This window comes from Methylobacterium sp. 17Sr1-1 (assembly GCF_003173775.1).
Lineage (GTDB): Bacteria > Pseudomonadota > Alphaproteobacteria > Rhizobiales > Beijerinckiaceae > Methylobacterium.
Genome location: NZ_CP029552.1, coordinates 631,494 through 652,601 on the forward strand (window position 1 = coordinate 631,494; position 21,108 = coordinate 652,601).

20 protein-coding genes and 1 pseudogene are annotated in these 21,108 nt (G+C 71.1%); 11 read left to right on the forward strand and 10 right to left on the reverse strand.

Annotated elements, in window-relative coordinates:
- Window positions 1-22: 22 nt before the first annotated feature.
- Both DK412_RS02910 and gloB read right to left on the reverse strand, forming a co-directional pair.
- Window positions 23-459 (reverse strand): annotated as a pseudogene (locus tag DK412_RS02910) (cupin domain-containing protein).
- A gap of 5 nt (window positions 460-464) precedes the next feature.
- Entirely contained in the window at window positions 465-1,244 is a 780-nt protein-coding gene (gloB, locus tag DK412_RS02915) for a hydroxyacylglutathione hydrolase (RefSeq protein WP_109970723.1), read from the reverse strand.
- Between the two features lie 190 nt (window positions 1,245-1,434).
- On the opposite strand from gloB, the gene DK412_RS02920 reads away from it, so the two are divergent.
- On the forward strand, window positions 1,435-2,187 hold the full coding sequence (locus tag DK412_RS02920) for a class I SAM-dependent methyltransferase (RefSeq protein ID WP_109970724.1): 753 nt from the start codon (window positions 1,435-1,437) through the stop codon (window positions 2,185-2,187).
- Window positions 2,187-2,906: a MarC family protein gene (locus tag DK412_RS02925; protein ID WP_204165482.1), complete on the forward strand. Its 720-nt coding sequence runs from the start codon at window positions 2,187-2,189 to the stop codon at window positions 2,904-2,906. Before DK412_RS02920 ends, DK412_RS02925 begins: the two co-directional genes overlap by 1 nt.
- On the opposite strand, the gene DK412_RS02930 is transcribed toward DK412_RS02925, so the two are convergent.
- Window positions 2,872-3,903: an alpha/beta hydrolase gene (locus tag DK412_RS02930; protein WP_109970726.1), complete on the reverse strand. Its 1,032-nt coding sequence runs from the start codon at window positions 3,901-3,903 to the stop codon at window positions 2,872-2,874. The genes DK412_RS02925 and DK412_RS02930 overlap by 35 nt on opposite strands.
- Before the next feature lie 286 nt (window positions 3,904-4,189).
- Between DK412_RS02930 and dapB the strand changes: the two genes are divergently transcribed.
- From dapB to DK412_RS02945, 3 genes are all read left to right on the forward strand, one after another.
- Window positions 4,190-4,987 (forward strand): 4-hydroxy-tetrahydrodipicolinate reductase, encoded by a 798-nt coding sequence (gene dapB / locus DK412_RS02935; RefSeq protein WP_109970727.1) that lies wholly within the window; start codon window positions 4,190-4,192, stop codon window positions 4,985-4,987.
- 47 nt (window positions 4,988-5,034) lie between these two features.
- Window positions 5,035-5,658: a 2,3-bisphosphoglycerate-dependent phosphoglycerate mutase gene (locus DK412_RS02940; RefSeq protein ID WP_109970728.1), complete on the forward strand. Its 624-nt coding sequence runs from the start codon at window positions 5,035-5,037 to the stop codon at window positions 5,656-5,658.
- A 136-nt stretch (window positions 5,659-5,794) separates the two neighbouring features.
- Window positions 5,795-6,139 (forward strand): CsbD family protein, encoded by a 345-nt coding sequence (locus DK412_RS02945; RefSeq protein WP_109970729.1) that lies wholly within the window; start codon window positions 5,795-5,797, stop codon window positions 6,137-6,139.
- A gap of 261 nt (window positions 6,140-6,400) precedes the next feature.
- Here the strand turns inward: DK412_RS02945 and DK412_RS02950 are convergent, their stop codons facing one another.
- The 4 genes from DK412_RS02950 to DK412_RS02965 all read right to left on the reverse strand — a co-directional run bounded on the left by DK412_RS02950 (window position 6,401) and on the right by DK412_RS02965 (window position 10,232).
- On the reverse strand, window positions 6,401-7,219 hold the full coding sequence (locus DK412_RS02950; protein WP_109970730.1) for a YfdX family protein: 819 nt from the start codon (window positions 7,217-7,219) through the stop codon (window positions 6,401-6,403).
- Between the two features lie 266 nt (window positions 7,220-7,485).
- Entirely contained in the window at window positions 7,486-8,286 is an 801-nt protein-coding gene (locus DK412_RS02955; protein ID WP_109970731.1) for a 3-hydroxybutyrate dehydrogenase, read from the reverse strand.
- Between the two features lie 36 nt (window positions 8,287-8,322).
- Window positions 8,323-9,066, reverse strand: coding sequence for an acetoacetate decarboxylase (locus DK412_RS02960; RefSeq protein ID WP_109970732.1), 744 nt, complete (start codon window positions 9,064-9,066; stop codon window positions 8,323-8,325).
- Window positions 9,067-9,095: 29 nt separating this feature from the next.
- The gene (locus DK412_RS02965) at window positions 9,096-10,232 is read right to left on the reverse strand and encodes a patatin-like phospholipase family protein (RefSeq protein WP_109970733.1); all 1,137 of its coding nucleotides are present in this window, start codon (window positions 10,230-10,232) and stop codon (window positions 9,096-9,098) included.
- Between the two features lie 254 nt (window positions 10,233-10,486).
- Here DK412_RS02965 and DK412_RS02970 point away from each other — a divergent pair, with 254 nt between their 5' ends.
- Window positions 10,487-11,440: an acetyl-CoA carboxylase carboxyltransferase subunit alpha gene (locus DK412_RS02970; protein ID WP_109970734.1), complete on the forward strand. Its 954-nt coding sequence runs from the start codon at window positions 10,487-10,489 to the stop codon at window positions 11,438-11,440.
- Between the two features lie 415 nt (window positions 11,441-11,855).
- Window positions 11,856-13,424, forward strand: coding sequence for a murein L,D-transpeptidase family protein (locus DK412_RS02975; RefSeq protein ID WP_245447400.1), 1,569 nt, complete (start codon window positions 11,856-11,858; stop codon window positions 13,422-13,424).
- 202 nt (window positions 13,425-13,626) lie between these two features.
- Here DK412_RS02975 and nhaA read toward each other — a convergent pair whose 3' ends face one another.
- Entirely contained in the window at window positions 13,627-14,835 is a 1,209-nt protein-coding gene (nhaA, locus tag DK412_RS02980; RefSeq protein ID WP_109970735.1) for a Na+/H+ antiporter NhaA, read from the reverse strand.
- A gap of 201 nt (window positions 14,836-15,036) precedes the next feature.
- On the opposite strand from nhaA, the gene DK412_RS02985 reads away from it, so the two are divergent.
- Both DK412_RS02985 and DK412_RS02990 read left to right on the forward strand, forming a co-directional pair.
- Window positions 15,037-16,155, forward strand: coding sequence for a hypothetical protein (locus DK412_RS02985; RefSeq protein ID WP_245447401.1), 1,119 nt, complete (start codon window positions 15,037-15,039; stop codon window positions 16,153-16,155).
- Window position 16,156: 1 nt separating this feature from the next.
- Window positions 16,157-16,468, forward strand: a complete 312-nt coding sequence (locus DK412_RS02990; protein ID WP_109970736.1) for a hypothetical protein — start codon at window positions 16,157-16,159, stop codon at window positions 16,466-16,468.
- Window positions 16,469-16,585: 117 nt separating this feature from the next.
- Here DK412_RS02990 and DK412_RS02995 read toward each other — a convergent pair whose 3' ends face one another.
- On the reverse strand, window positions 16,586-17,233 hold the full coding sequence (locus DK412_RS02995; protein WP_109970737.1) for a TlpA disulfide reductase family protein: 648 nt from the start codon (window positions 17,231-17,233) through the stop codon (window positions 16,586-16,588).
- Here DK412_RS02995 and argH point away from each other — a divergent pair.
- Window positions 17,232-18,623, forward strand: a complete 1,392-nt coding sequence (gene argH / locus DK412_RS03000; protein WP_109970738.1) for an argininosuccinate lyase — start codon at window positions 17,232-17,234, stop codon at window positions 18,621-18,623. The genes DK412_RS02995 and argH overlap by 2 nt on opposite strands.
- A gap of 238 nt (window positions 18,624-18,861) precedes the next feature.
- Window positions 18,862-19,644 (forward strand): SDR family oxidoreductase, encoded by a 783-nt coding sequence (locus DK412_RS03005; RefSeq protein WP_093569508.1) that lies wholly within the window; start codon window positions 18,862-18,864, stop codon window positions 19,642-19,644.
- A 278-nt stretch (window positions 19,645-19,922) separates the two neighbouring features.
- Here DK412_RS03005 and DK412_RS03010 read toward each other — a convergent pair whose 3' ends face one another.
- A complete protein-coding gene (locus tag DK412_RS03010) occupies window positions 19,923-21,089 on the reverse strand; it encodes a complex I NDUFA9 subunit family protein (RefSeq protein ID WP_109970739.1) in 1,167 nt (388 codons plus the stop codon).
- Between the last annotated feature and the right edge of the window lie 19 nt (window positions 21,090-21,108).

Below are 21,108 nucleotides of genomic sequence, written 5' to 3' on the forward strand. Positions count from 1 at the left end.
AAGGCTCACCAAGAAATAATCGTCACCCCCGCGGCATCGGCCGCCAATCCGGCGGCGCCATCTCGAACCCCTCGAACCGGAAGCCCGGCGCCACGGTGCAGCTCACCAGCGTCCAGGCCCCGAGGCTGGTCGCCGTCTGCCAGTGATGGGCCGGCACCACGATCTGCGGCCGGTGCCCCGGGCGAGGTCGGGACCGAGGTGGCGCGCCTCGGCGTCGTGGCCGTTGGGGCTGGTGGTGATCACCATCGGCGCCCCGGCATGCCACAGCCAGACCTCGGTCGCGTCGACCCGGTGCCACTCCGACGTCTCGCCGATGTCGAGCAGGTAGTAGATCGCCGTCGAAGCCGGGCGCCCGTCGATCTCGTTCGGATCCCGGAAGGTCTCGCGATAGTGCCCGCCCTCCGGATGGGGCTTGAGGTCGAGCAGGCGCACGACCTCCGATGCGGTGAGGTGTTGCATGGGCGTCAGAACCGGTTCTTCCACTCGCGGAGCGCCGTGAACACCGCCGCCGGATCGGCGCCGGGCTCCATGCCGACGGCGCGGGCGAGCGCCGGCTCGGTGGCCCGCAGGAACGGGTTGGTGGCCTTCTCCTCGCCCAAGGTCGTCGGCACCAGGAAGCGGCCTTCCGCCTTGGCCGTCTCGGCGAGCGCCGCGCGATCCTTCAGGTTCCGGTTCTCCGGCTCGGCGGCCAGCGCGAAGCGGGCATTCGACAGGACGTAATCGTGGCCGGAATAGATCACGGTCTCGTCGGGCAGGGGCAGGAAGCGCGACAGCGAGCGCCACAGCACCTGGGGCGGGCCCTCGAGCACCCGGCCGCAGCCGAGGGTGAACAGGGTGTCGCCGGCGAACGCGATCCCCGCTTCCTCGAACCAGTAGGTGACGTGGTCGTTGCAATGACCGGGCGTCTCCCAGACGGCCGCCGCGAGCGAGCCCACCGTCACCACGTCGCCCTCGCGCACCGTGGCGTCGACCTGCGGCACGGCCGCACCGGCCTTCTCGGGCGCCGTCACCCGGGCCCCGGTGCGCGCCTTCACCTCCGGGATGCCCTCGACGTGGTCGCCGTGGCGGTGGGTGACCAGGATGTCGGTGAGGCGCCAGCCGGTCTCGTCGAGGGCGCGCAGGACGGCGGCTGCCTCCGGGACGTCGATGGCCGCGCAGGCGCCGGTCGCGGGATCGCGCATCAGCACGCCGATATTGTCGCTCCGGCACGGGAAGGTGCGGATCTCGGGGCGGATCTCGGGCATCGCGGCGCTTCCTCGAAACACTCTCTCGCCGCCGGAAGATAGGGCGCCCCTGGGGCCTGCGCGAGTTGCGCGGCCGGCGAATAGCGGGGAGCGCGCGGGGCCTGGCCGGGTTGACGCCTTGCCGCGCTTCGCGCCACTCCCCATTGATGGCGACGGCGTCCTTGCGCCGCCCCGCACGCCCCGGGAACCGATGAGCCTCGACGTCACCGACCTGCGCGCCTTCTACGCCAGCCCCCTCGGGGCGGTGGCGCAGCGGCTCGTCGGCCGCACGGTCCACCGCATGCTCGGCTCGGTGTCGGGCCTGCGGGTGATGGGGCTCGGCTACGCGGTGCCGTATCTCGGGCCCGTGCGGCACGCCGCCGAGCGGACACTGGCCTTCATGCCGGCGACGCAGGGCGTGACGCACTGGCCCGGCTCCGGCCGCTCGGCCTCCTGCCTCGTCGATCCGACGATGATGCCGCTGCCGGACGCCGCCCTCGACCGGGTGCTCCTGATCCACGCCATCGAGGCGGTGGAGAGCCCGGCCGAGCTGATGCAGGAGGTCTGGCGCGTGCTGACGCCCGGCGGACGGCTGATCGTCGCGGTGCCGAACCGCCGCGGCCTGTGGGCGCGGCGGGACGCCACGCCCTTCGGCCACGGCCAGCCCTACAGCCGCTCCCAGCTCGGCCGGCTGATGCGCGACGCGCTGTTCTCGCCCGAGGACTGGGCCGAGACCCTCTACGTGCCCCCCGTCGAGGGCTGGCTCACCTTACGCACCGCCAGCGCCTGGGAGCGGGTCGGCACCGGCCTGTCGCTGCCCTTCGCCGGCCTGCACGTGGTCGAGGCGGGAAAGCAGCTCCACCGCCCGGTGGCGGTCCAGACCCGCCGGACGGCACGCCTCAGGTCCCGGGTGCTGGCGCCGGTGCCCGTACCGGTGCCCGCCCCCGTGCCGGGCGGCGCGTGATGCCCTTCCCGGGCGCGGACGCCGCGCTGCAGAGCTTCCTTCTCGCCTTCTCGGCCCTGTTCTCGATCGTCAACCCGCCGGGCGCGGCGCTGATCTTCGCGCAGGTCACCGCCGGGCGGCAGCACGCCGAGCGCACCTGGCTCGCCCGCCGCATCGGCGTCTACGCCGCCGCCGTGATGCTGGTCTCGCTCTGGGCCGGGGCGTCGGTGCTCAGCTTCTTCGGCATCTCGCTCGCGGCGCTCCGCATCGCCGGCGGCCTCGTGGTGGCCGCGCAGGCCTGGAGCCTGCTCGCCGCGCCCGAGCAGCGCGAGGCCCGCAAGACCGCCCAGGCCGAGCCGGCCCAGGCGAGCGAGGACGATTCCGAGCCCGCGGCGCTCGCCGAGGTGGCGTTCTTTCCCCTGACGCTGCCCTTCACCACCGGGCCCGGCACGATCGCGGTGGCGATCGCGCTCGGCGCCGGCCGGCCGGAGGGCGGGACCGACCGGATCGCGTACCTCGCCGGCGCCTCGGCGGCGGCCCTCGTCATCGCCCTGATGGTGCTGCTCGCTTACGCCTCCGCCGACCGGCTGGTGGAGCGGCTCGGCCACGCCCGGGCCCGGGTGCTCGGCCGGCTCGCCGCCTTCCTGCTCCTCTGCGTCGGCACCCAGATCACGCTCACCGGCGTCACCGATGTGCTCGGGCCGCTCATCGCGAACGCCAGGCCAGGGTTCGGCCGGTGAGCGCCATCTGGGCCTCGACCGCCCGCAGGATCCGGGCCTTGGCGAAGTAGTGCATCATGTGGCCCTGGCCCGGCAGCAGGGTGAGGGTACTGCCCGCGAGCTCCGCGTGCAGGCGGCAGGATTGCTCGGCCGGGTCCACGATGGCGTCGGCATCGCCCGACAGGATCGCCACCGGCAGCCTTAAAGCGGTGTAGCGCGGCTGCATGAGGGCGACGGCGGTGTTCATGCTGGCGGTATCCTCGGCGCTCGCGCGGCACTGCGTGGCCGAGAGCGAGAGCGCGACGGGGAAGCGCGCGGTGAACCGCGCCGGCACGGCTTGCGGCTTGAACACGTGGCGAAACACCTTCGGCGCCAGCATCTGCCCGACCGCCTCCGGCATCAGGGCGCGGGCCGCGTCGCCGACGCCGGGCACGGCGAGCGGCGCGATCAGCGCCACGTCGGCCCGGCGGCCCGGATAGTAGTAGCCGGAGAGCAGCACCAGCCCGCGCAGGTCGATTCCCTCGTGGACCGCCAGCGCCAGCGACACGATGGTGCCCCAGGAATGGCCGACGACCACCGGGCGCTCGACGTTCAGCGCGGCGAGCACGTGCCCGATCAGCCGCGCCTGCGCGGCGGCGGTCCAGACCCAGTGCCGCGGCCGCTCGGTGTACCCGAAGCCGGGCCGGTCGATCGCGATCACCCGGTAGGTCTTGGCGAGCTGGTCGACGAGGCCGCAGATGACGAAGTCCTCCGCCATCGTGCCGTTGCCGTGGATCAGCACCACCGGGCGGCCCTTGCCGCGGACGATGACGTGCACCCGCACCCCGTCGACCTCGACGAATCGGCCGGGCGGCGCGTGCGCGGGCTCCTCCTTCTTCAGCGCCTCGGCGCCGCGCTGCATCAGGGACCCGGTCCGGCGCGCCGCGGCGGCGTTCGCCTTGGCGGTGGCGCGCAGGATCCGGACGGCGCCGCTGGCGGCGCGGCGCGTGGCGCGTCCTGGAACGAACCGAAAGGCCATGGGATCTCCGGCGCGATGCTGCACTGCGGCATAAGATGGGGCCTTCCCGCGCCCGCGCATATCCCCCACCCAGCCCCCTCTCCCCCGCCTGTCCGTCCCCGGCCTGGCCCCCTCAGCCTTGGCAGCATCGCCGGGCCCCTGTACGAGGCCCGGACGGGGCGGTCGGGACCGCCGTTCCCCGCGCGCCCGGATCGGGAGCGCGGGGCTGGAAGCCCGGCCGGGCGGCGCCGATGCGCCGGGATGCCTTCGCCGCCGGGCGAAGGCAGCTGTGAGAGGAGCGTGACCCATGCGTCTCGTCGTCGTCGGCGCCTCCGGGCGCATGGGGCGGATGCTGATCCAGGCGGTGGCCGGCACCGAGGGCTGCACGCTCTCCGGCGCGATCGAGCGCGAGGGCTCGCCCGCGCTCGGCCAGGATGCCGGCGTGCTCGCCGGGCTCCAGCCCCTCGGCGTCCCGGTCACCGACGATCCGCTGCCGGTCTTCGCCGAGGCCGACGGCGTCCTCGACTTCACGGCGCCGGCCGCCACGGTGTTCTACGCCGAGCTCGCCGCCCAGGCCCGCATCGTCCACGTCGTCGGCACCACCGGCCTGTCGCCGGACGATGTCGAGAAGCTGAGGGCGGCCGCCTTCCACGCCCGCATCGTGCAGTCGGGCAACATGTCGCTCGGCGTCAACCTGCTGGCGGGGCTGGTGCGCAAGGTCGCCGCCACGCTCGGCGACGAGTTCGACATCGAGATCCTGGAGATGCACCACCGCCACAAGGTGGACGCGCCCTCCGGTACCGCGCTCCTGCTCGGCGAGGCCGCGGCCCAAGGCCGCAACGTCGCGCTCAGCCAGCGCAAGGTCGCGGTGCGCGACGGCCATGCCGGCCCGCGCGAGCCCGGCACGATCGGCTTCGCCACGCTCCGTGGCGGCAGCGTGGTCGGCGAGCACAGCGTGATCTTCGCCGGTGCCGGCGAGCGCATCGAACTCACCCATCTCGCCAGCGACCGCGGCCTCTTCGCCGCCGGCGCCGTCAAGGCCGCCCTCTGGGCGCAATCCCGCGAGCCCGGCTTCTACGGCATGGACGACGTGCTGGGCCTCTGATCCTCTTCTCCAACCCCCTTTCCCCTGACAACGGAGCGACACGCATCATGGAGCGGCTTCTCGTCCTCGCGCGCCACGGCCAGAGCGAGTGGAACCTGAAGAACCTGTTCACCGGCTGGAAGGACCCCGGGCTCACCGAGCTCGGCGTCGAGGAGGCGCGGGCCGCCGGGCGGCGGCTCAAGGCGAAGGGCGTGCAGTTCGACGTCGCCTTCACCTCGGACCTCGGACGGGCCCAGCGCACCTGCGCGCTGATCCTGGAGGAGCTCGGCCAGACCGGCCTTCAGACCTTCGCCGACGCCGCCCTCAACGAGCGCGATTACGGCGACCTCTCGGGCCTCAACAAGGACGATGCCCGCGCCAAGTGGGGCGAGGAGCAGGTCCATGTGTGGCGCCGCTCCTACGACGTGCCCCCGCCCGGCGGCGAGAGCCTGAAGGACACCGTCGCCCGCGTGCTGCCCTACACGATGCGGGAGATCCTGCCCCGCGTGATGCGCGGCGAGCGGGTGCTGGTCGCCGCCCACGGCAACTCGCTGCGCGCCCTCGTGATGGTGCTCGACGGTCTCACCACCGAGACGATTCCCGGCCTCGAGCTCGCCACCGGCGTGCCGCTGGTCTACCGGCTGAAGGACGACACCACGGTCGCCACGAAGGAAGTTCTCGACCGCGACTGAGCCCGACACCCGCGGCCGCCCCTCCCGGGGGCGGCCGCCTGCCGAAGCGCGCGGGACTATTGCCGCGCCGCCCATCCGTCCCACCTCTCGTACCATGGCGCGCCCTTCGCGCACGCCCCCGGCATGGGAGAGACAGATGGTCGACACCGATCGCATCACCGGCGCGGCCCGCGAACTCGGCGGCAAGGCGCAATCGACCCTCGGCGACCTCGCCGGCGACCGCCGGGCGCAGGTCGAGGGCCGGTTCCGCGAGGCGCAAGGCCATGCCGAGCAATTCGCCGGCGAGGCGCGCGACACCCTGCGCGACGCCGCCGACACCGCCATCGACTACGCCGGGGACGCCTACGAGCAGGGCCGCCGCGCGGCGCGCCACGGCGCCAGCACCGTTACGCAGTATGTCGAGGAGACCCCGCTCCTCGCGCTCCTGGTCGCCGGGGCCGTGGGCTACGGGCTGGCGCTTCTGGTGCACGGGCGGCGCTGAAGGTCTGTCTCGACCGATCGATGCTCTTTGATCCCACCCACGACCTCATCCTGAGGTGCTGCTGCTTGCAGCAGCCTCGAAGGAGGGCTCCAGAAACCTCTGCGACCGCTGGGGCCCCCTTCGAGGTCAGTCGATTTGCGATCGGCTGACACCTCAGGATGAGGTTGTGGGTGGGATGGGGGCATTCGCGATGCTGCTCTCGCCCATCAAAGGCAGTCTCTGAGACATCGGACCATCACTGCGGCAGCGGCGGCGTCGCGCTTACTTCGTCACCGCCTTGCCGTCGGTCGCGCCCGCATGGCCCTGCGGGGCGGGCTTGGCCGCGGTGTGGGCCGCAGCCTTCTGCGGCAGGCCGACGGCGTCGATCACGTCGAAGCGCATCCCGTCCTCGGCGGTCTTCAGCGCCGCATTCGCCTCGTAGTACTTGCCCTGGCCGATCAGCGCGGCGGCCTGGTTCACGTCGGCGGTGGTCATGTCGAGGGGCAGCACCGCCATCACGAAGTTCACGTCGACATGGGCGAGCTTCAGCGTCTCGATCGCGCCCTTCTGGTCGCCCTTCGCGAGGCTCTTGTTCGCCTCGTTGACCGCCGAGGCCTTCTCGGGTGTCGCGACGAAATCCTCGCCGAGCGTCATCTGGGCGTCGACCGGCACCCAGGCGACCTTGCCCGCCGCCGTCATGTCCTTGGATGCGGTGTTCGTGGGCGCCGGCTGCTCCGCATTCTTGTCCGCCGCATTCGTGTCCTTGGGAGCCGCCATGTCGGCCGGCGTCTTGAGGTCGGCTTCCGCCTTGGTGAACACCGCGTCGTCGGTCTTCGCCTTGGCGAGCGCCGCCTGCGCCTTGCCGATCAGGCTCTTCGCCTGGGCCGGATCGGCGTCGAAGATCGCGATGCGGGCCATGTGCATGTCGCGGAACGCCTGGGCGCCGTCCTTCGAGAGCTTGCCGACATCCTGGTCGATCGCCTTCTGCGCCGGCGTCTCCTGCATCGCGGCCGGCTTGGCCGCTTGCTCTGCGGCATAGGCCGCGCTGCCGAGGAGCGTGGCGGCGACGAGGGCGGCGGCGACGGATTTCCGATAGGCCATGACGATGCCTCCTGCACTAAATCGACTTCGGCGGAATATTCTGCCCCGGTCGATGTTGTCTCTGCATTTCGATAATACATCGCAGGGGCTGGCGTTGCCTGTCTATTCCATTAAAAGCCGGTAATGTCTTCAATCGAACGACACGGTTTCGTTCGGGCATGCCTCGACGGCGCGCCCGAACGAGACAGCCCCCGACCGCCGGGCGGTCGGGGGCTGCGTCCCGCGTCACCTTTGAGCCTTCGCCCCCGGGCCGGGGGCTCGGCGCGTTACTGCGCCGTCCACCCCCCATCGACCGGCAGGTTGACGCCGGTGATCTGGGCCGCCGCTTCCGAGCACAGGAACACCGCGATCGCCGCGACCTGATCGACGGTGACGAATTCCTTGGTCGGCTGGGCCTTCAGCAGCACCTCCTCGATCACCTGCTCCTTGGTCAGGCCGCGGGCCTTCATGGTGTCGGGGATCTGCGCCTCGACGAGGGGGGTCCAGACGTAGCCCGGCGAGATGCAGTTGACCGTCACCTTGTGGGTGGCGAGCTCCAGGGCCGCGGTCTTGGTCAGGCCGGCGATGCCGTGCTTGGCCGCCACGTAGGCCGACTTGTAGGGCGAGGCGACGAGGGAATGCGCCGAGGCGGTGTTGATGATCCGGCCCCAGCCCTTCTTCTTCATGCCGGGGATCGCCGCCCGCATGGCGTGGAAGGCCGAGGACAGGTTGATCGCGATGATCTGGTCCCACTTCTCGACCGGGAATTCCTCGATCGCCGAGACGTACTGGATACCCGCATTGTTGACCAGGATGTCGACCGCGCCGAACTCCCTTTCGGCATCGGCCACCATCTTGGCGATCTCGTCGGGCTTGGTCATGTCGGCGCCGGAATAGATCGCGCGGACGTGAAACTCGGATTCGATGCCGGCCCGCTCCTTCTCGATCGCGTCGGGTTGGCCGAAGCCGTTGATGACCACGTTGGCGCCGGCTTGAGCCAGGGCCCGGGCGATGGCGAGGCCGATGCCGCTCGTCGAGCCGGTGACGAGGGCTGTCTTGGCAGAGAAATCTTTGGATTGCAGCGTCATGGTGCGGTCTCCCGGGTGAGATTCACGTCGAGCTGGTCAGGCCAGGTAGTCGTGCAGCACCTGGCCGTACGGCAGGGTGAAGTCGACGATCTGGTGGCGGGCGCGCACGATCCGGCGCACCGGCAGGTCGGCGACGCGGCAATTGACGTGCGGGATCAGGTGCAGCCGGGCGTCGCCCTCCCAGGCGCCGTGGACCGTGATGTCCTGGAGGCGGTAGCCGACGAGCTGCGCCACCTTCACGCCGCCATCGACGTCGGGGATCAGCTTCAGGTTGACGTTGAGCTGACCGATGCCTTCTTTCACCTTGTCGAGCTGGTCCTCGAGGCTGCGATGCTTGTAGGTCATCGTGCCCATCGCCACCCGCTCCTCGTCGTAGTGCAGGGTGCCGGTCAGCGTGTCCTTCATCACCTTGAGCCGGGGCACGCCGTACTTCTTCGGAAAGCCCCAGATCTCGCGGCCGGCGGTGATCGGCGGCTCGTCGTCGAGATACATCTGGACCGAGTAGTTGCAGGGCTCGCCCTTGTAGCTGGCGACGATGGCCGATCCGCTCTCCTCGTAATCGCCGAAGCCGGAGGAATCCGGCATCTTCATCCACTCGTAGAAGGCGAGATTGCCGGGCGCGGGCTCCAGCGGCTCGGGCAGGGCGGCGCGCAAGGCGTCGGGGTCGGTCTCGTAGGTGATGATCAGGTATTCGCGCCGCAGGAACCGGTAGGGCCCGTGCGGGTAGCTCGGGCTGAAGGCCGGCATCGAGGGCGCCTTCAGGATCTCGTCGCGGGTCATGCGGCGTTCCTTCCTCTTCCGAAAGACGATCAGTCCCGCGCGTCGCGGGTGAGGTCGAACACGGTCACGCCCAGCTCGGGCCGGCAGCGCTCGATCCAGTGGCGGTGGCGGAAGGAGCGGCGCACGTCGTTGCGCCCGGCCTTCCAGTGCTCCAGCATCGTGGTGCGCGAGAACTCGTAGTCCTTGGCGTCGCTCTCGTAGTTCTTGGCGCGGTAGATCAGCTGGAGGATCGTCACCGCGTTCTGGTGGCTCACCTCCGACAGGAAGGCGACGTCCGGATCCTGGCGTAAGCCGGGCGGCAGCTTGTCGAACAGGCGCCGGAACGCGGTCTTGGCCTTGTGGATCTCGATCTGGTCGTTGGTGTTGAGCCGGGTGCGGCTGGAGAACCGGATGTCCTTCTCGCGCTCGGCCGCCTCCGACAGGGTGCGGGGCACGGGGCCGCGGGCGCTGAACAGGTCGACCTGGAACACCGCGAGGTCGCGCAGACGCTCCTCGTCGAGCACGTATTGCAGCGGCGTGTTCGAGACGATGCCGCCGTCCCAGTACTGTTCGCCGTCGATCTCGACCGGCGGGAAGCCCGGCGGCAGCGCCCCGGAGGCCATGATGTGCTCCGGGCCGATCCGGTCGCGGCGGTTGTCGAAATAGACGAAGTTGCCGGTGCGGATATTGACCGCGCCGACGCTGAGCCGCGTTTCGCGGCGGTTGATCCTGTCGAAGTCGATCAGCTCCAGGAGGGTCTGCCGCAGGGGCGCGGTGTCGTAGTAGCTGAGCGCCTGCGGCGCGCCGGCCGGGTAGAGGTTGGCCGGCGGCCAGCGCGGCGCGAAGAAGCCCGGCACCCCGACCGTGGCCCCGAAGGCGGCGCTCCAGGCGTTGAACGCCTCCCGCGCCTGCTCGCCGGGCCACCACGGCGAGACGGTGATGGCGGAGGAGACTCTTTCCCAGAACGCGCGCAGCCGCTCGATTCGGCGCTCGGGCGGGTTGCCGGCGATGAGCGCGGCGTTGATCGCTCCGATCGAGATGCCGGCGACCCAGTCGGGCGAGAGCGCGGCCTCCTGCATCGCCTCGGCGACGCCGGCCTGGTAGGAGCCGAGCGCGCCGCCGCCCTGCAGCACCAGCACCCGGCACTCGTCGCCGATCGTCTGTCCCGCCTGATCCCGCTCGTCCATGTGGCCTCCGCTGGCCGCCGCGCGAATCTCGGCGGTTAGATGATGCTGCACTGCCGCGAGACAAGCCTTGGCGCCGGTCCCGCGCCGCGGGTCGCCCCGCCTTCGGGTTGACACGGGCCGGCCCCTCCGCCAAGCCTCCGCGCCGCCCGGCCCCGTGTGGGCCGCCCGCGCCGCAGGTTTCCCGAAGGCCCCGGTTCCCGACCGCGGCCCCTTCGACGCCCCCGCGACGCCGGCCCGACACAGCACAGGTTCCGATGCGCTCCTACCTCGACTTCGAAAAGCCCGTCGCCGAGCTCGAGGCGAAGCTCGAGGAGCTGAAGGCTCTCGGCGACCGCGACGGCGCGGTGGCGATCAGCGAGGACGTGGCGCGGCTGGAGGCGAAGGCCGCGGCGGCGTTGGCCGAGCTCTATGCCGGCCTCACCCCCTGGCAGAAGACGCAGGTCGCCCGCCATCCGCAGCGGCCGCATTTCGTCGATTACTGCGCCGGGCTGATCGAGGAGTTCCAGCCGCTGGCCGGCGACCGCGCCTTCGGCGAGGACGAGGCGGTGGTCGGCGGCTTCGGGCGCTTCCGCGGCCGGCCGGTCTGCGTCATCGGCCAGGAGAAGGGCGCCAACACCGAGGCCCGCATCCGGCACAATTTCGGCATGGCCAAGCCCGAGGGCTACCGCAAGGCGGTGCGCCTGATGGGGCTCGCCGGCCGCTTCGGCCTGCCCGTCCTCACCTTCGTCGACACGGCGGGGGCCTATCCGGGCATCGAGGCGGAGGAGCGCGGCCAGGCCGAGGCCATCGCCCGCTCGACCGAGGCCTGCCTCGGCCTGCCGACCCCGAACGTCACGGTGGTGATCGGGGAGGGGGGATCCGGCGGCGCCATCGCGCTCGCCACCGCCAACACGGTGCTGATGCTGGAGCATTCGATCTACAGCGTGATCTCGCCGGAGGGCGCCGCCTCGATCCTGTGGCGCGACGCCGGCCGGGCCCAGGACGCCGCCACCGCGATGAAGATCACCGCCCAGGACCTCCTGCGGCTGGGCGTCATCGACGGCATCGTGCCCGAGCCCACCGGCGGCGCCCACCGCGACGGGCAGGCCGCCATCCGGGCGACCGGCGAGGCGATCGCGAGCGCGCTCGAGCCGCTGGCGGGCCTCGACGCCGACACCCTGCGCGACCGGCGGGCGCAGAAGTTCCTGGAGATCGGGCGGAGCCTGTGAGGGCGGCCTGACCCCTCCTGTCCCTCGACTGATCTGACATCCTCCGCGTCATCCCGGGGCCGTGCCGCGGAGCCCGGAATGACCCGGAGGGTGCAGTGCCGGTGAGCGAACCGAGGCAGACGTAGAAACCTCCGGCCTGCCGGTCCCATCACCACGATCCACAGCCCCGCACAACCCCCATACGCCAGACACAACCCGGCCTTCGTTTTGCCGAAGACGGGGCGGATGTGTTCGCGGGTGAACCCCGTGATGGGGTGCGCCGGCTTCTTGGCCGGCGCGCCTGTTGAGCGAATCCCCGCAATCTTAACCGTTCTTGCGGTAAGAGGCGGGTAAGTTTAACGAAGCTATGGGGTTGGGGAGACCGGTCCGCGGCGTCAGTGTGCCGGCGGTCCGATGGCGAGAAGGCGGGGATCCCATGGTGCGTCTGGCGGCGATGCGTCCGGTGCTGGCGGCGAGCGGGCTCGCCGTCGCCTTGTCCCTCGGGGCGTGCCAGGATGCCGGCTTCTCGGCCGCCGGCTCGGCCCGGGCCCGCGAGCCGATCCCGCAGAAGACGGTCGCCCTGATGGCGACGAAGAACATGTCGCCCCGCGACCCCATCCTGATCCGCGCCTTCAAGAAGGAATCGGAGATGGAGGTGTGGAAGCGCGGGACCGACGGCCAGTACGCGCTGCTCAAGACCTTCCCGATCTGCCGCTGGTCGGGCCAGCTCGGGCCGAAGGTGCGCGAGGGCGACCGGCAGGCGCCGGAGGGGTTCTATCCCATCAGCATGGGCCAGATGAACCCGAACTCGTCCTACTACCTTTCCTTCGACACCGGCTATCCCAACGCCTTCGACCGCGCCAACGGCCGCACCGGCAGCTACCTGATGGTGCACGGCACCTGCTCCTCGGCCGGCTGCTTCGCGATGACCGACGAGGCGATCGCCGAGATCTACGCCATCGCCCGCGAGGCCTTCGCCGGCGGGCAGCGGGCGTTCCAGTTCCAGTCCTATCCGTTCCGCATGACGGCGCAGAACCTCGCCAAGTTCCGCAACGACCCGAACATCGGCTTCTGGAGGAACCTCAAGGAGGGCTCGGACTACTTCGAGGCCTTGCACGAGGAGCCGCGGGTCGGCGTCTGCGGCAACCGCTACGTCTTCGGCGGCCAGGACGCCGCGGCGGGCGCCTGCAACCCGAAGGTCGATCCCGTCGTCGTCGCCAAGCGCGAGAAGGACGAGGTCGAGGTGGCCGAGCTGATCGCCAAAGGCACCGCGGCGACCCGCCTCGTCTACCAGGATGGCGGCCAGCACCCGTATTTCCGCGAGAGCGCGCCGAGCACCCAGCTCTTCGCCGAGCAGGCGCAGCCGCGGCCGAACATGGGCATCGTCAGCCGGCCCGAGGCCCTGGCGGCGGCGCCCGAAGAGATCACGATCGAGCCGAAGGTGAAGCCGGTCCTGCTCGCCAAGATCGACCCGAAGCACGCGAAGGGGAAGGCCGGCGCGAAGCCGACCGCGCTCGCCTTCGCGGCCCCGGCGACCAACCCGGCCCCGATCCCGACCCGCGAGGCCGCGGCCGCCGTGCCCGCGGCGCCGATCACCGTGGCGAGCGCCGACGGCGATCCCGCCTCCTACCGCAAGCTTCTGGGCAACCTGTTCGGCGGCGCCCCGGCCGCGCCCCCGGTCGCCCCCGCCGCCATGCCGTCAGTCGACACCACCCCGGTCGCAGCGATCTCGCCGGCCGCGCCGCTGCCGAAGAAGGTCACCGCCACCGCCCGGCTGCACCCGGCCCCGGCCGCCCACGCGGCCACGACCGCCAAGGTCGATGGTCTCAACCCGGGGGCCGCGAAGAAGGCCGAGGGCAAGCCGGCGGAGTCCAAGGCCGCGGAGTCCAAGCCGGCCGCCAAGGCTGGGGATGGCAAGCCCGGGGACCCCAAGCCTGCGGAGACCGGCAAGCGCACCGAAGCGCCGAACCGCAATCGCGTCGCCGCCTCGCAGCCGGGAAACTGAACACACCGTTCTTCCATCTGCGACCTCATCCTGAGGCGCCGGAGCGAAGCGGAGGCCTCGAAGGAGGCCTCCAGAGATCACAGAGATTCCTGAAGGCCTCCTTCGAGGCTCACTTCGTCCGCACCTCAGGATGAGGTCGCGGGGAGGAGGCCTACAGGATGGCCGTGCTCTCGACGGGACCGTTCCGTCCGCGTGCGGCACTCTACTCCGCCACCGCCGCCCTCTCCGCCCGCCGCGTCCCGAGCGACAGCACCAGGGCGCCGGCCAGCGTCGAGAGCACCGAGCCCAGGATCACCCCGAGCTTCGTCTCGGTATCGAACCCGGGCGCGTCGGCGAAGGCGAGGCCGCCGATGAACAGGCTCATGGTGAAGCCGATGCCGCAGAGCAGGGCCACCCCGTAGATGTGGCGCCAGGTGGCGCCCGCGGGCCTCGAGGCCAACCCGGTCCGCACCGCGAGCCAGACGCCGCCGAACACCCCGACCTGCTTGCCGAGAAACAGCCCCGCCGCGACCCCGAGGGTGACGGGCGCGAGCAGAACTGACGGCGTCACTCCGGCGAGCGACACGCCCGCATTGGCGAAGCCGAAGACCGGCAGGATCAGGAAGGCGACCCAGGGCTGGAGCGCGTGCTCCAGCCGGTGCAGGGGCGAGTTTCCGTCGTCGGGCCGGCCGGGGCTCGCCCGCAGCGGGATCGCCAGCGCCAGGACCACGCCCGCCACGGTCGCGTGGAGCCCCGAGCGCAGCACCAGGAGCCAGAGCACGGCGCCGAGGATCAGGTAGGGCCCGAGCCGGCGCAAGCCCAGGCGGTTGAGCGTCACCAGCATCGCCGTGACGGCGCCGGCCAGCGCCAGCATCGGCCAGGCGAGATCGGCGGTGTAGAACAGCGCGATGATCACCACCGCCCCGAGATCGTCGAGGATGGCGAGCGCGGTGAGGAAGATCTTGAGCGAGACCGGCGCCCGCGACCCGAGCAGCGCCAGGACGCCGAGGGCGAAGGCGATGTCGGTGGCCGCCGGGATCGCCCAGCCGCGCAAGGTCGCGGGGGAGGACGCGTTGACCGCAACGTAGACGAGCGCCGGCACCGCCATGCCGCCGAGCGCCGCGATGCCCGGCAGCGCCCGGTCGGGCCAGGTCCGCAGGCCCCCGTCCAGGATCTCGCGCTTGATCTCCAGCCCGACGAGCAGGAAGAACAGGGCCATCAGGCCGTCGTTGATCCAGTGCAGCAGGCTCAAGGACCCGATCGTCGCGTGGAGCGCGCGGGCGTAGACGTCGCCGTAGGGGCCGTTGGCGACGACCAGGGCGAGCACCGCGCTCGCCATCAGCACGAGGCCGCCGCCGGCGCTGCTGACGAGCAGGGCGCGCAGGGCGGAGAGCGGGCGCGGCAGGCGCCGGGGGGAGGGGCTGGGATGCATACCCCCGGGTGCCAGGAATCGTGAGCTGGATCAACGCGGAGCGGGATCGTTCGGCGCCCACCCGTCCCGCCGCGTGCCCTGACTGGCGGTATTCCGCTCGTGGAAAACAGTTTTGCTGCAAGTTAGATCAAGTCGTAGAGCGCAGTAAAAAATATGCCAGGCTTCACAACGAAATGATTTTTTGATCATTTGTAGGGAGTGTTGTTCGAGAACGAGGTCTTCTCCGCAATGGCTGGCGACGTCAACCTCCCCGAGGCGCTTCTGGTACCGATCCCCCAAGGCGGAATGGCGATGGCCGCGCCGCTGCCGGTGCTGCACGAGTACGGCCCGTCCGTGCGCATCGGGTTGTCGGCGGCGGCGGTGTCGCAGGCTCCCATCAACGAGGCCGGCCTGTCCGAGCAGGAGCGCCTGGGACTCCAAGCCTTCCGGTTGCGGCTGAACGCATCCTACAAGGAAGCGAAGGAGAACCGCCCGCACAAGTCGTCGTCCTGGGGTGGCGGCGGCGGCCGGCCGCAGCTGCATCGCGACCAGCACGCCGTGATTCCGCCCGCGGTGCCGGTGGTGGCCGATCCGAACGCCGTGCAGGCGGCTCCACCGGCCCGACGGCTGGCCGGACGCATCGCCGTCGGCCTCTTCATCGTCTCGGGTCCGGGAGCGCTGGCGATGACGGACGCCCAGCAGGAGAAGATCATCGCGGAGGTGCAGAACGGCCTCAGCTTCCTCGGCGGCCAGGCCCCCGCCAAGGACGTGACCTTCGCCTATGATACCCAGGTCGTCCAAATCACCACCCCCGATACGGCCGGGCAGCGTCCCGTCGGCCGCGACCCGTACGAGCACTTCGAGGCACCCTGGCGCGACGACGCCCTGACCTCCATCGGGCACCCGGCCGGGCTCGCCGGGATCCGGAGCTACATCAGGGCCATCAAGACGGCCAAGAGAGCCCAGGTCGCCTATTGTGCCTTCTTCACCCACTACCAGCTCAACCATTTTGCGTATTGCCGGGGCGAATACCTCGTCATGCACTATGCCAACGACGGCTGGGGAACCGACAATCTCGACAGCGTGTTTGCGCACGAGACGGGGCACGTGTTCGGTGCGCCGGACGAATACGCCGAGAGCGGCTGCGATTGCGGCGGTTCGCACGGCGTGTACGGCCGGCCCAACCTCAACTGTGAGAATTGCGCCGAGGCTGGTGGCGTGGCATGCATCATGAAGCGCAACACGTGGGCCATGTGCGCCGAGACGCCCTACCATCTCGGCTACACGATGCCCCCCGCGGGACCCGGCGTCGCGGCGGCTGGCGCCGCAGTGGAGGCCTGAGATGGAACAGGTCATGATCCTCGACCCTGCCGAGGCGGATGACAGCACGTATCGGGCGTTGCGGCAGGCGCGCCGGACGCAGGAATTCTCCGATCACGTCTTCGTCGTGGAGGGCGACGCGCCGGCCATCGACGCGCTGCGCGCGCTGCCCGGCATCAAGACGCCGGCGCAACTCGATCCGGCGGAGACCGCGCGTCTCTCCTTGATCGAGAAGCTGTCGATCCGTGCCTGGAGCGAGCGGAAGCGTGCGCCGAAGAAGGTTCGCCCGGGGGACGGCGTGAGCTGGGGCCACAAGGACTTCCAGGCCCCCTGATCCGAACCGGCGACGACCGGGAGCATCCGGCCGCGTCGTCGCGGCCGGACACGGGTCGCACGCCTGTGCTCATGCGAGGTCCGGCCGATTGCTTCGCAATGCGGAAATCGGCTTCGCTCACCCCCGCCCGAGCGCCGCCCGCACCAGCCTCAAGGCATCCTCGCTCGCCCATTCCGCCGGGCCCTTCATCACGCCGATCCCGCAGCCGGCGGGGTCGATCAGGAAGGTGGTGGGCAGCCCGACCACGTCGCCGCCCTGCTGCAACGCCGGCAGCGCCCGACCGGCCGGGTCGGAATAGTAGGCCAGCCGCGCGATCCCGTTCTCCTGCATCCAGCGCGGCGGCCGGTCGGGGTTGCGGGTGTCGAGGTTGAGCGCCACCACCTCGAAATCCTGGCCCCCCAGCGCCGCCTGCAGCCGGTCGAGGGCCGGCATCTCCGCCTTGCACGGCGCGCACCAGGTCGCCCACAGGTTCAGGAGCAGCGTGCGGCCCTTGAGGTCGGCGAGCGTCCTCGGCTGGCCGTCCGGCCCGGTGAAGGTGATGGCCGGCGCGGGCTTCGGCCGGGGGTCGACCTGGAGCGCCGCCACCTCGCCGCGGGCGAGCGGCGCGACGCGGGCGGCGGTGGCGGCGCCGAGCGGGCAGGCGCCGCCGTTGCCCCCGCCCGCAACCCCGTATAGGGCAGCCCCGAGGCCGAGGAGTGCGGCGAGCCCCCCCGCGACCAGGGCGAGGCGGGTTTTTCGCGGTGATGCGAGACGAGGTGAGGACATGAGCAACCGGATGTGGGGCGGGCGCTTCGCGAGCGGCCCCGCCGAGATCATGGAGGAGATCAACGCCTCCATCGGCTTCGACAAGCGCCTCGCTCCCCAGGACATCCGGGGCTCGCTCGCCCACGTCGCGATGCTGGGCAAGGCGGGGATCCTGCCGGCCGAGGATGTGGCGAAGATCGAGGCCGGTCTCAAGTCCGTCCAGTCCGAGATCGAGGCCGGGACCTTCGAGTTCCGCCGCGAGCTCGAGGACATCCACATGAGCGTCGAGAGCCGCTTGCGCGAGATCGTCGGCCCGACGGCCGGCCGCCTGCACACCGCGCGCTCGCGCAACGACCAGGTCGCCACCGACATGCGGCTGTGGGTGCGCGACACCCTCGACGCCCTCGACGCCCAGGCCGCCGACCTGCAGCAGGCCATGGCCGAGCTGGCGCTCACGCATGCCGGCACGGTGATGCCCGGCTTCACCCACCTGCAATCGGCCCAGCCGGTGACCTTCGGCCACCACCTGCTCGCCTATGTCGAGATGCTGAACCGCGACCGCGGCCGGTTCCGCGACGCCCGCGCCCGTCTCAACGAATGCCCGCTCGGCGCCGCGGCGCTCGCCGGAACCTCGTTCCCGATCGACCGCCACGCCACCGCGAAAAGCCTCGGCTTCGACCGGCCGACCGCGAACTCCCTCGATTCGGTCGCCGACCGCGACTTCGCCCTGGAGGCGCTCTCGGCGGCGGCCATCGCGGCGGTGCACCTGTCGCGGTTCGCGGAAGAAATCGTGGTTTGGACCTCGGCCCAGTTCGGCTTCGTCAAGCTGTCGGACCGGTTCACCACCGGCTCCTCGATCATGCCGCAGAAGCGCAATCCCGACGCCGCCGAGCTGGTGCGGGCGAAGTCGGGCCGGGTGATCGGCGCCCTGTCGGGCCTGCTCATCGTCATGAAGGGCCTGCCGCTCGCCTACTCGAAGGACATGCAGGAGGACAAGGAGGGCACCTTCGACGCGCTCCAGACCCTCTCGCTGTGTCTGGCCGCCATGGCGGGCATGGTCCGCGACCTGGAGCCGGTGCCGGAAGTCCTCAAGGTGGCCGCCGGTTCCGGCTACGCCACCGCCACCGACCTCGCCGACTGGCTGGTGCGCGAGCTCGGCCTTCCCTTCCGCGATGCCCACCACGTAACCGGCCGCCTCGTCGGCGAGGCCTCGTCCCGCGGCATCGGCCTGGAAGCGCTGCCGCTCGCGGTGATGCAGGCGGAGGAGCCGCGCATCACCGACGCGGTCTTCGCGGTGCTCGGCGTCGAGAACTCGGTGGCGAGCCGCACCAGCTACGGCGGCACCGCGCCGGACAACGTCCGCGCGCAGGCGGAAGGCTGGCTGAAGCGTCTCGCCGCCGAGACGGCCTGAGCGACGTCATCTCGCTCGTCCCATCCAGAACCTCATCCTGAGGGGCCTGTCGATCGACGACGGATAGACCTCGAAGGAGGGCTCCAGGACCCTCTGCGCACGCTGGAGGCCTCCTTCGAGGCTCAGCGATCTTCGATCGCCTCACACCTCAGGATGAGGTTCCGGGTGGGAGGGTAGACGGGCGTGTGTTAGTTCCTGCTTGCCTCGAACAAGCTCTACCATCACGGGAGGACCCACCATGGATCTCGGTCTCAAGGGCAAGCGCGCCCTCGTCCTGTCGTCCAGCCGCGGCCTGGGCCGCGGCATCGCCGAGGCCCTGGCGGCCGAGGGCGCGGACGTGCTGCTCACCGCCCGCACCGCCGAGCGCCTGGACGAGGCTGTGGCGGCGATCAACGCCCGCGGCCAGGGTCGCGCCCACGCCTTCGCCGGCAGCCTGAAGGACAACGTCGAGGCAATCTACGCCGCGGCGCAGGAGCATCTCGGCGGGGTCGACATCCTGGTCGCCAACACGGGCGGCCCGCCGGCCGCCACGGCGCTGACCGTGCAGCCCGAAGCCTGGACACCCCAGTTCGAGGCGATGGTGACCCCGGTCTTCCGCCTCGCCGGGCTGGTCCTGCCGGGCATGCGCCAGGCCGGCTTCGGCCGCATCCTGGTGGTGGCCTCGAGCGGCGTCGAGCAGCCGATCCCGAACCTGGTGATGTCGAACGCGCTGCGCGCCTCGATCGCCGGCTGGGCCAAGACTCTGGCCTCCGAGGTCGCCGCCGAGGGCGTCACCGTCAACATGATCCTGCCCGGCCGGATCGAGACCGACCGCACCGGGGAACTCGATGCCGCCAACGCCAAGGCGCAGGGCAAGTCGCGCGACGAGATCGCCGAGGCCGCCCGCTCGGCGATTCCCGCCAAGCGCTACGGCAAGGTGCAGGAATTCGCCGACGTGGCGTGCTTCCTGGCCTCGGAGCGCGCCTCCTACGTCACCGGGAGCATGATCCGGGTGGATGGCGGGGCCGTGCGGTCGATCTGAGGAAGCTTCCGCGACAGGACCGATATCGGTCCTGCCTCCTCCCTTTCCCGGACGACTGAAGCGAAGCGGAAGGAGATCCGGGATCCAGCGGAAAAAGTCGCGAAGCGCCTGCTTGTCTGCAACGTTGCAACATTCAGAGCCGCTTCGCGGCAATTCCTGTGCTGGATCCCGGATCTCCTTCCGCTGACGCTCCAGTCGTCCGGGAAAGGGGATTGGCCATAAAAAAACGGGCGGCCCCACGGGACCGCCCTTCTTCATGTCCAAAACTGCGTCAGCCCTTACTGCCGCTTGCCCCAGCGCACGCCCGGCGCAGGGCCGGCGCCCGCGGCGAGCTGCCCGACCGCCGGGCCGCTCGCATTGCCCGGGTGGTGCTGCGAGCCCGGGCCCATCGGATCCTGCGCCATCAGGTCCGGGGTCGCGGCCATGTCGGGAGTGCCGCGGCCGGTGGCGAACTGGCCGGTCTTGCGGAAGCGCCAGAGGTAGCCCGGCACCACCGCCTCGATCGCGGTCGGCGCGATGCCGATGCCCTCGATCGTGCGTCCCTCGGCCTTCGCCGCCTCGGACACGACGTTGTCGCTCTGGAGCAGGGCCACCTGGTCGCGGGTGAGCTTCAGGGTGTCGGGCAGGAGGCCGAGCGTCGCGGTGTCGACGAGCTCCATCACCCGGGCCTGGAGCCGGGCGGCGGGGGCGGGCAGCGGCAGGACCACGCGGCTGCGCATCGTCACCTTCAGGGTGTACTCGACGAGCTGCTGAAGGGTCAGGATCTCCGGCCCGCCGAGCTCGTAGACCCGGCCGCCCTGGACCTGGCCCTCGACCGCCCGGGCGATCGCTTCGGCGACGTCGCCGGCGAAGACCGGCTGCATCCGCGCCTCGGCCCCGGCGAGCGGCAGGACCGGCAGCATCCGGGCGAGGCCGGCGAAGCGGTTGAAGAAGCTGTCGCCGGGCCCGAACACGATCGAGGGGCGGAAGACCACCGCATCGGGCCGGGCCTCGAACACCCGGGCCTCGCCGATCGCCTTCGAGCGGGCATAGGCGGAGGGAGAATTCTCGTCGGCGCCGAGCGCCGAGACGTGCACCATCGGGGCGCTCACCGCGGCGGCGGCGCGGGCGACCTCGGCCGCACCGTCGGCCTGCAGGCGCTGGAAGCTCTGGCTGCCGCTCTCCTGCAGGATGCCGACGAGGTTGACCACGATGTCGGCGTGCTCGGCGGCGCGCACGATCGAGGCCGGGTTGCGCAGGTTCGCCTGCACGCCGACGATCTGGCCGACGCGGCCGAGGGGCTGGAGGAACTGGGCGAGGTCGGGCCGGCGCACCGCCACCCGGATCCGGTAGCCGCGCTTGGCGAGCGCCCGCACCACATGGCGGCCGAGGAAGCCCGATCCCCCGAACACGGTCACGAGCTGCGAGGCGGGTCGGGTCAGGCCGACATTGTCGAAGCCGGTCATGGTCGTGGGGTCCTTCCGC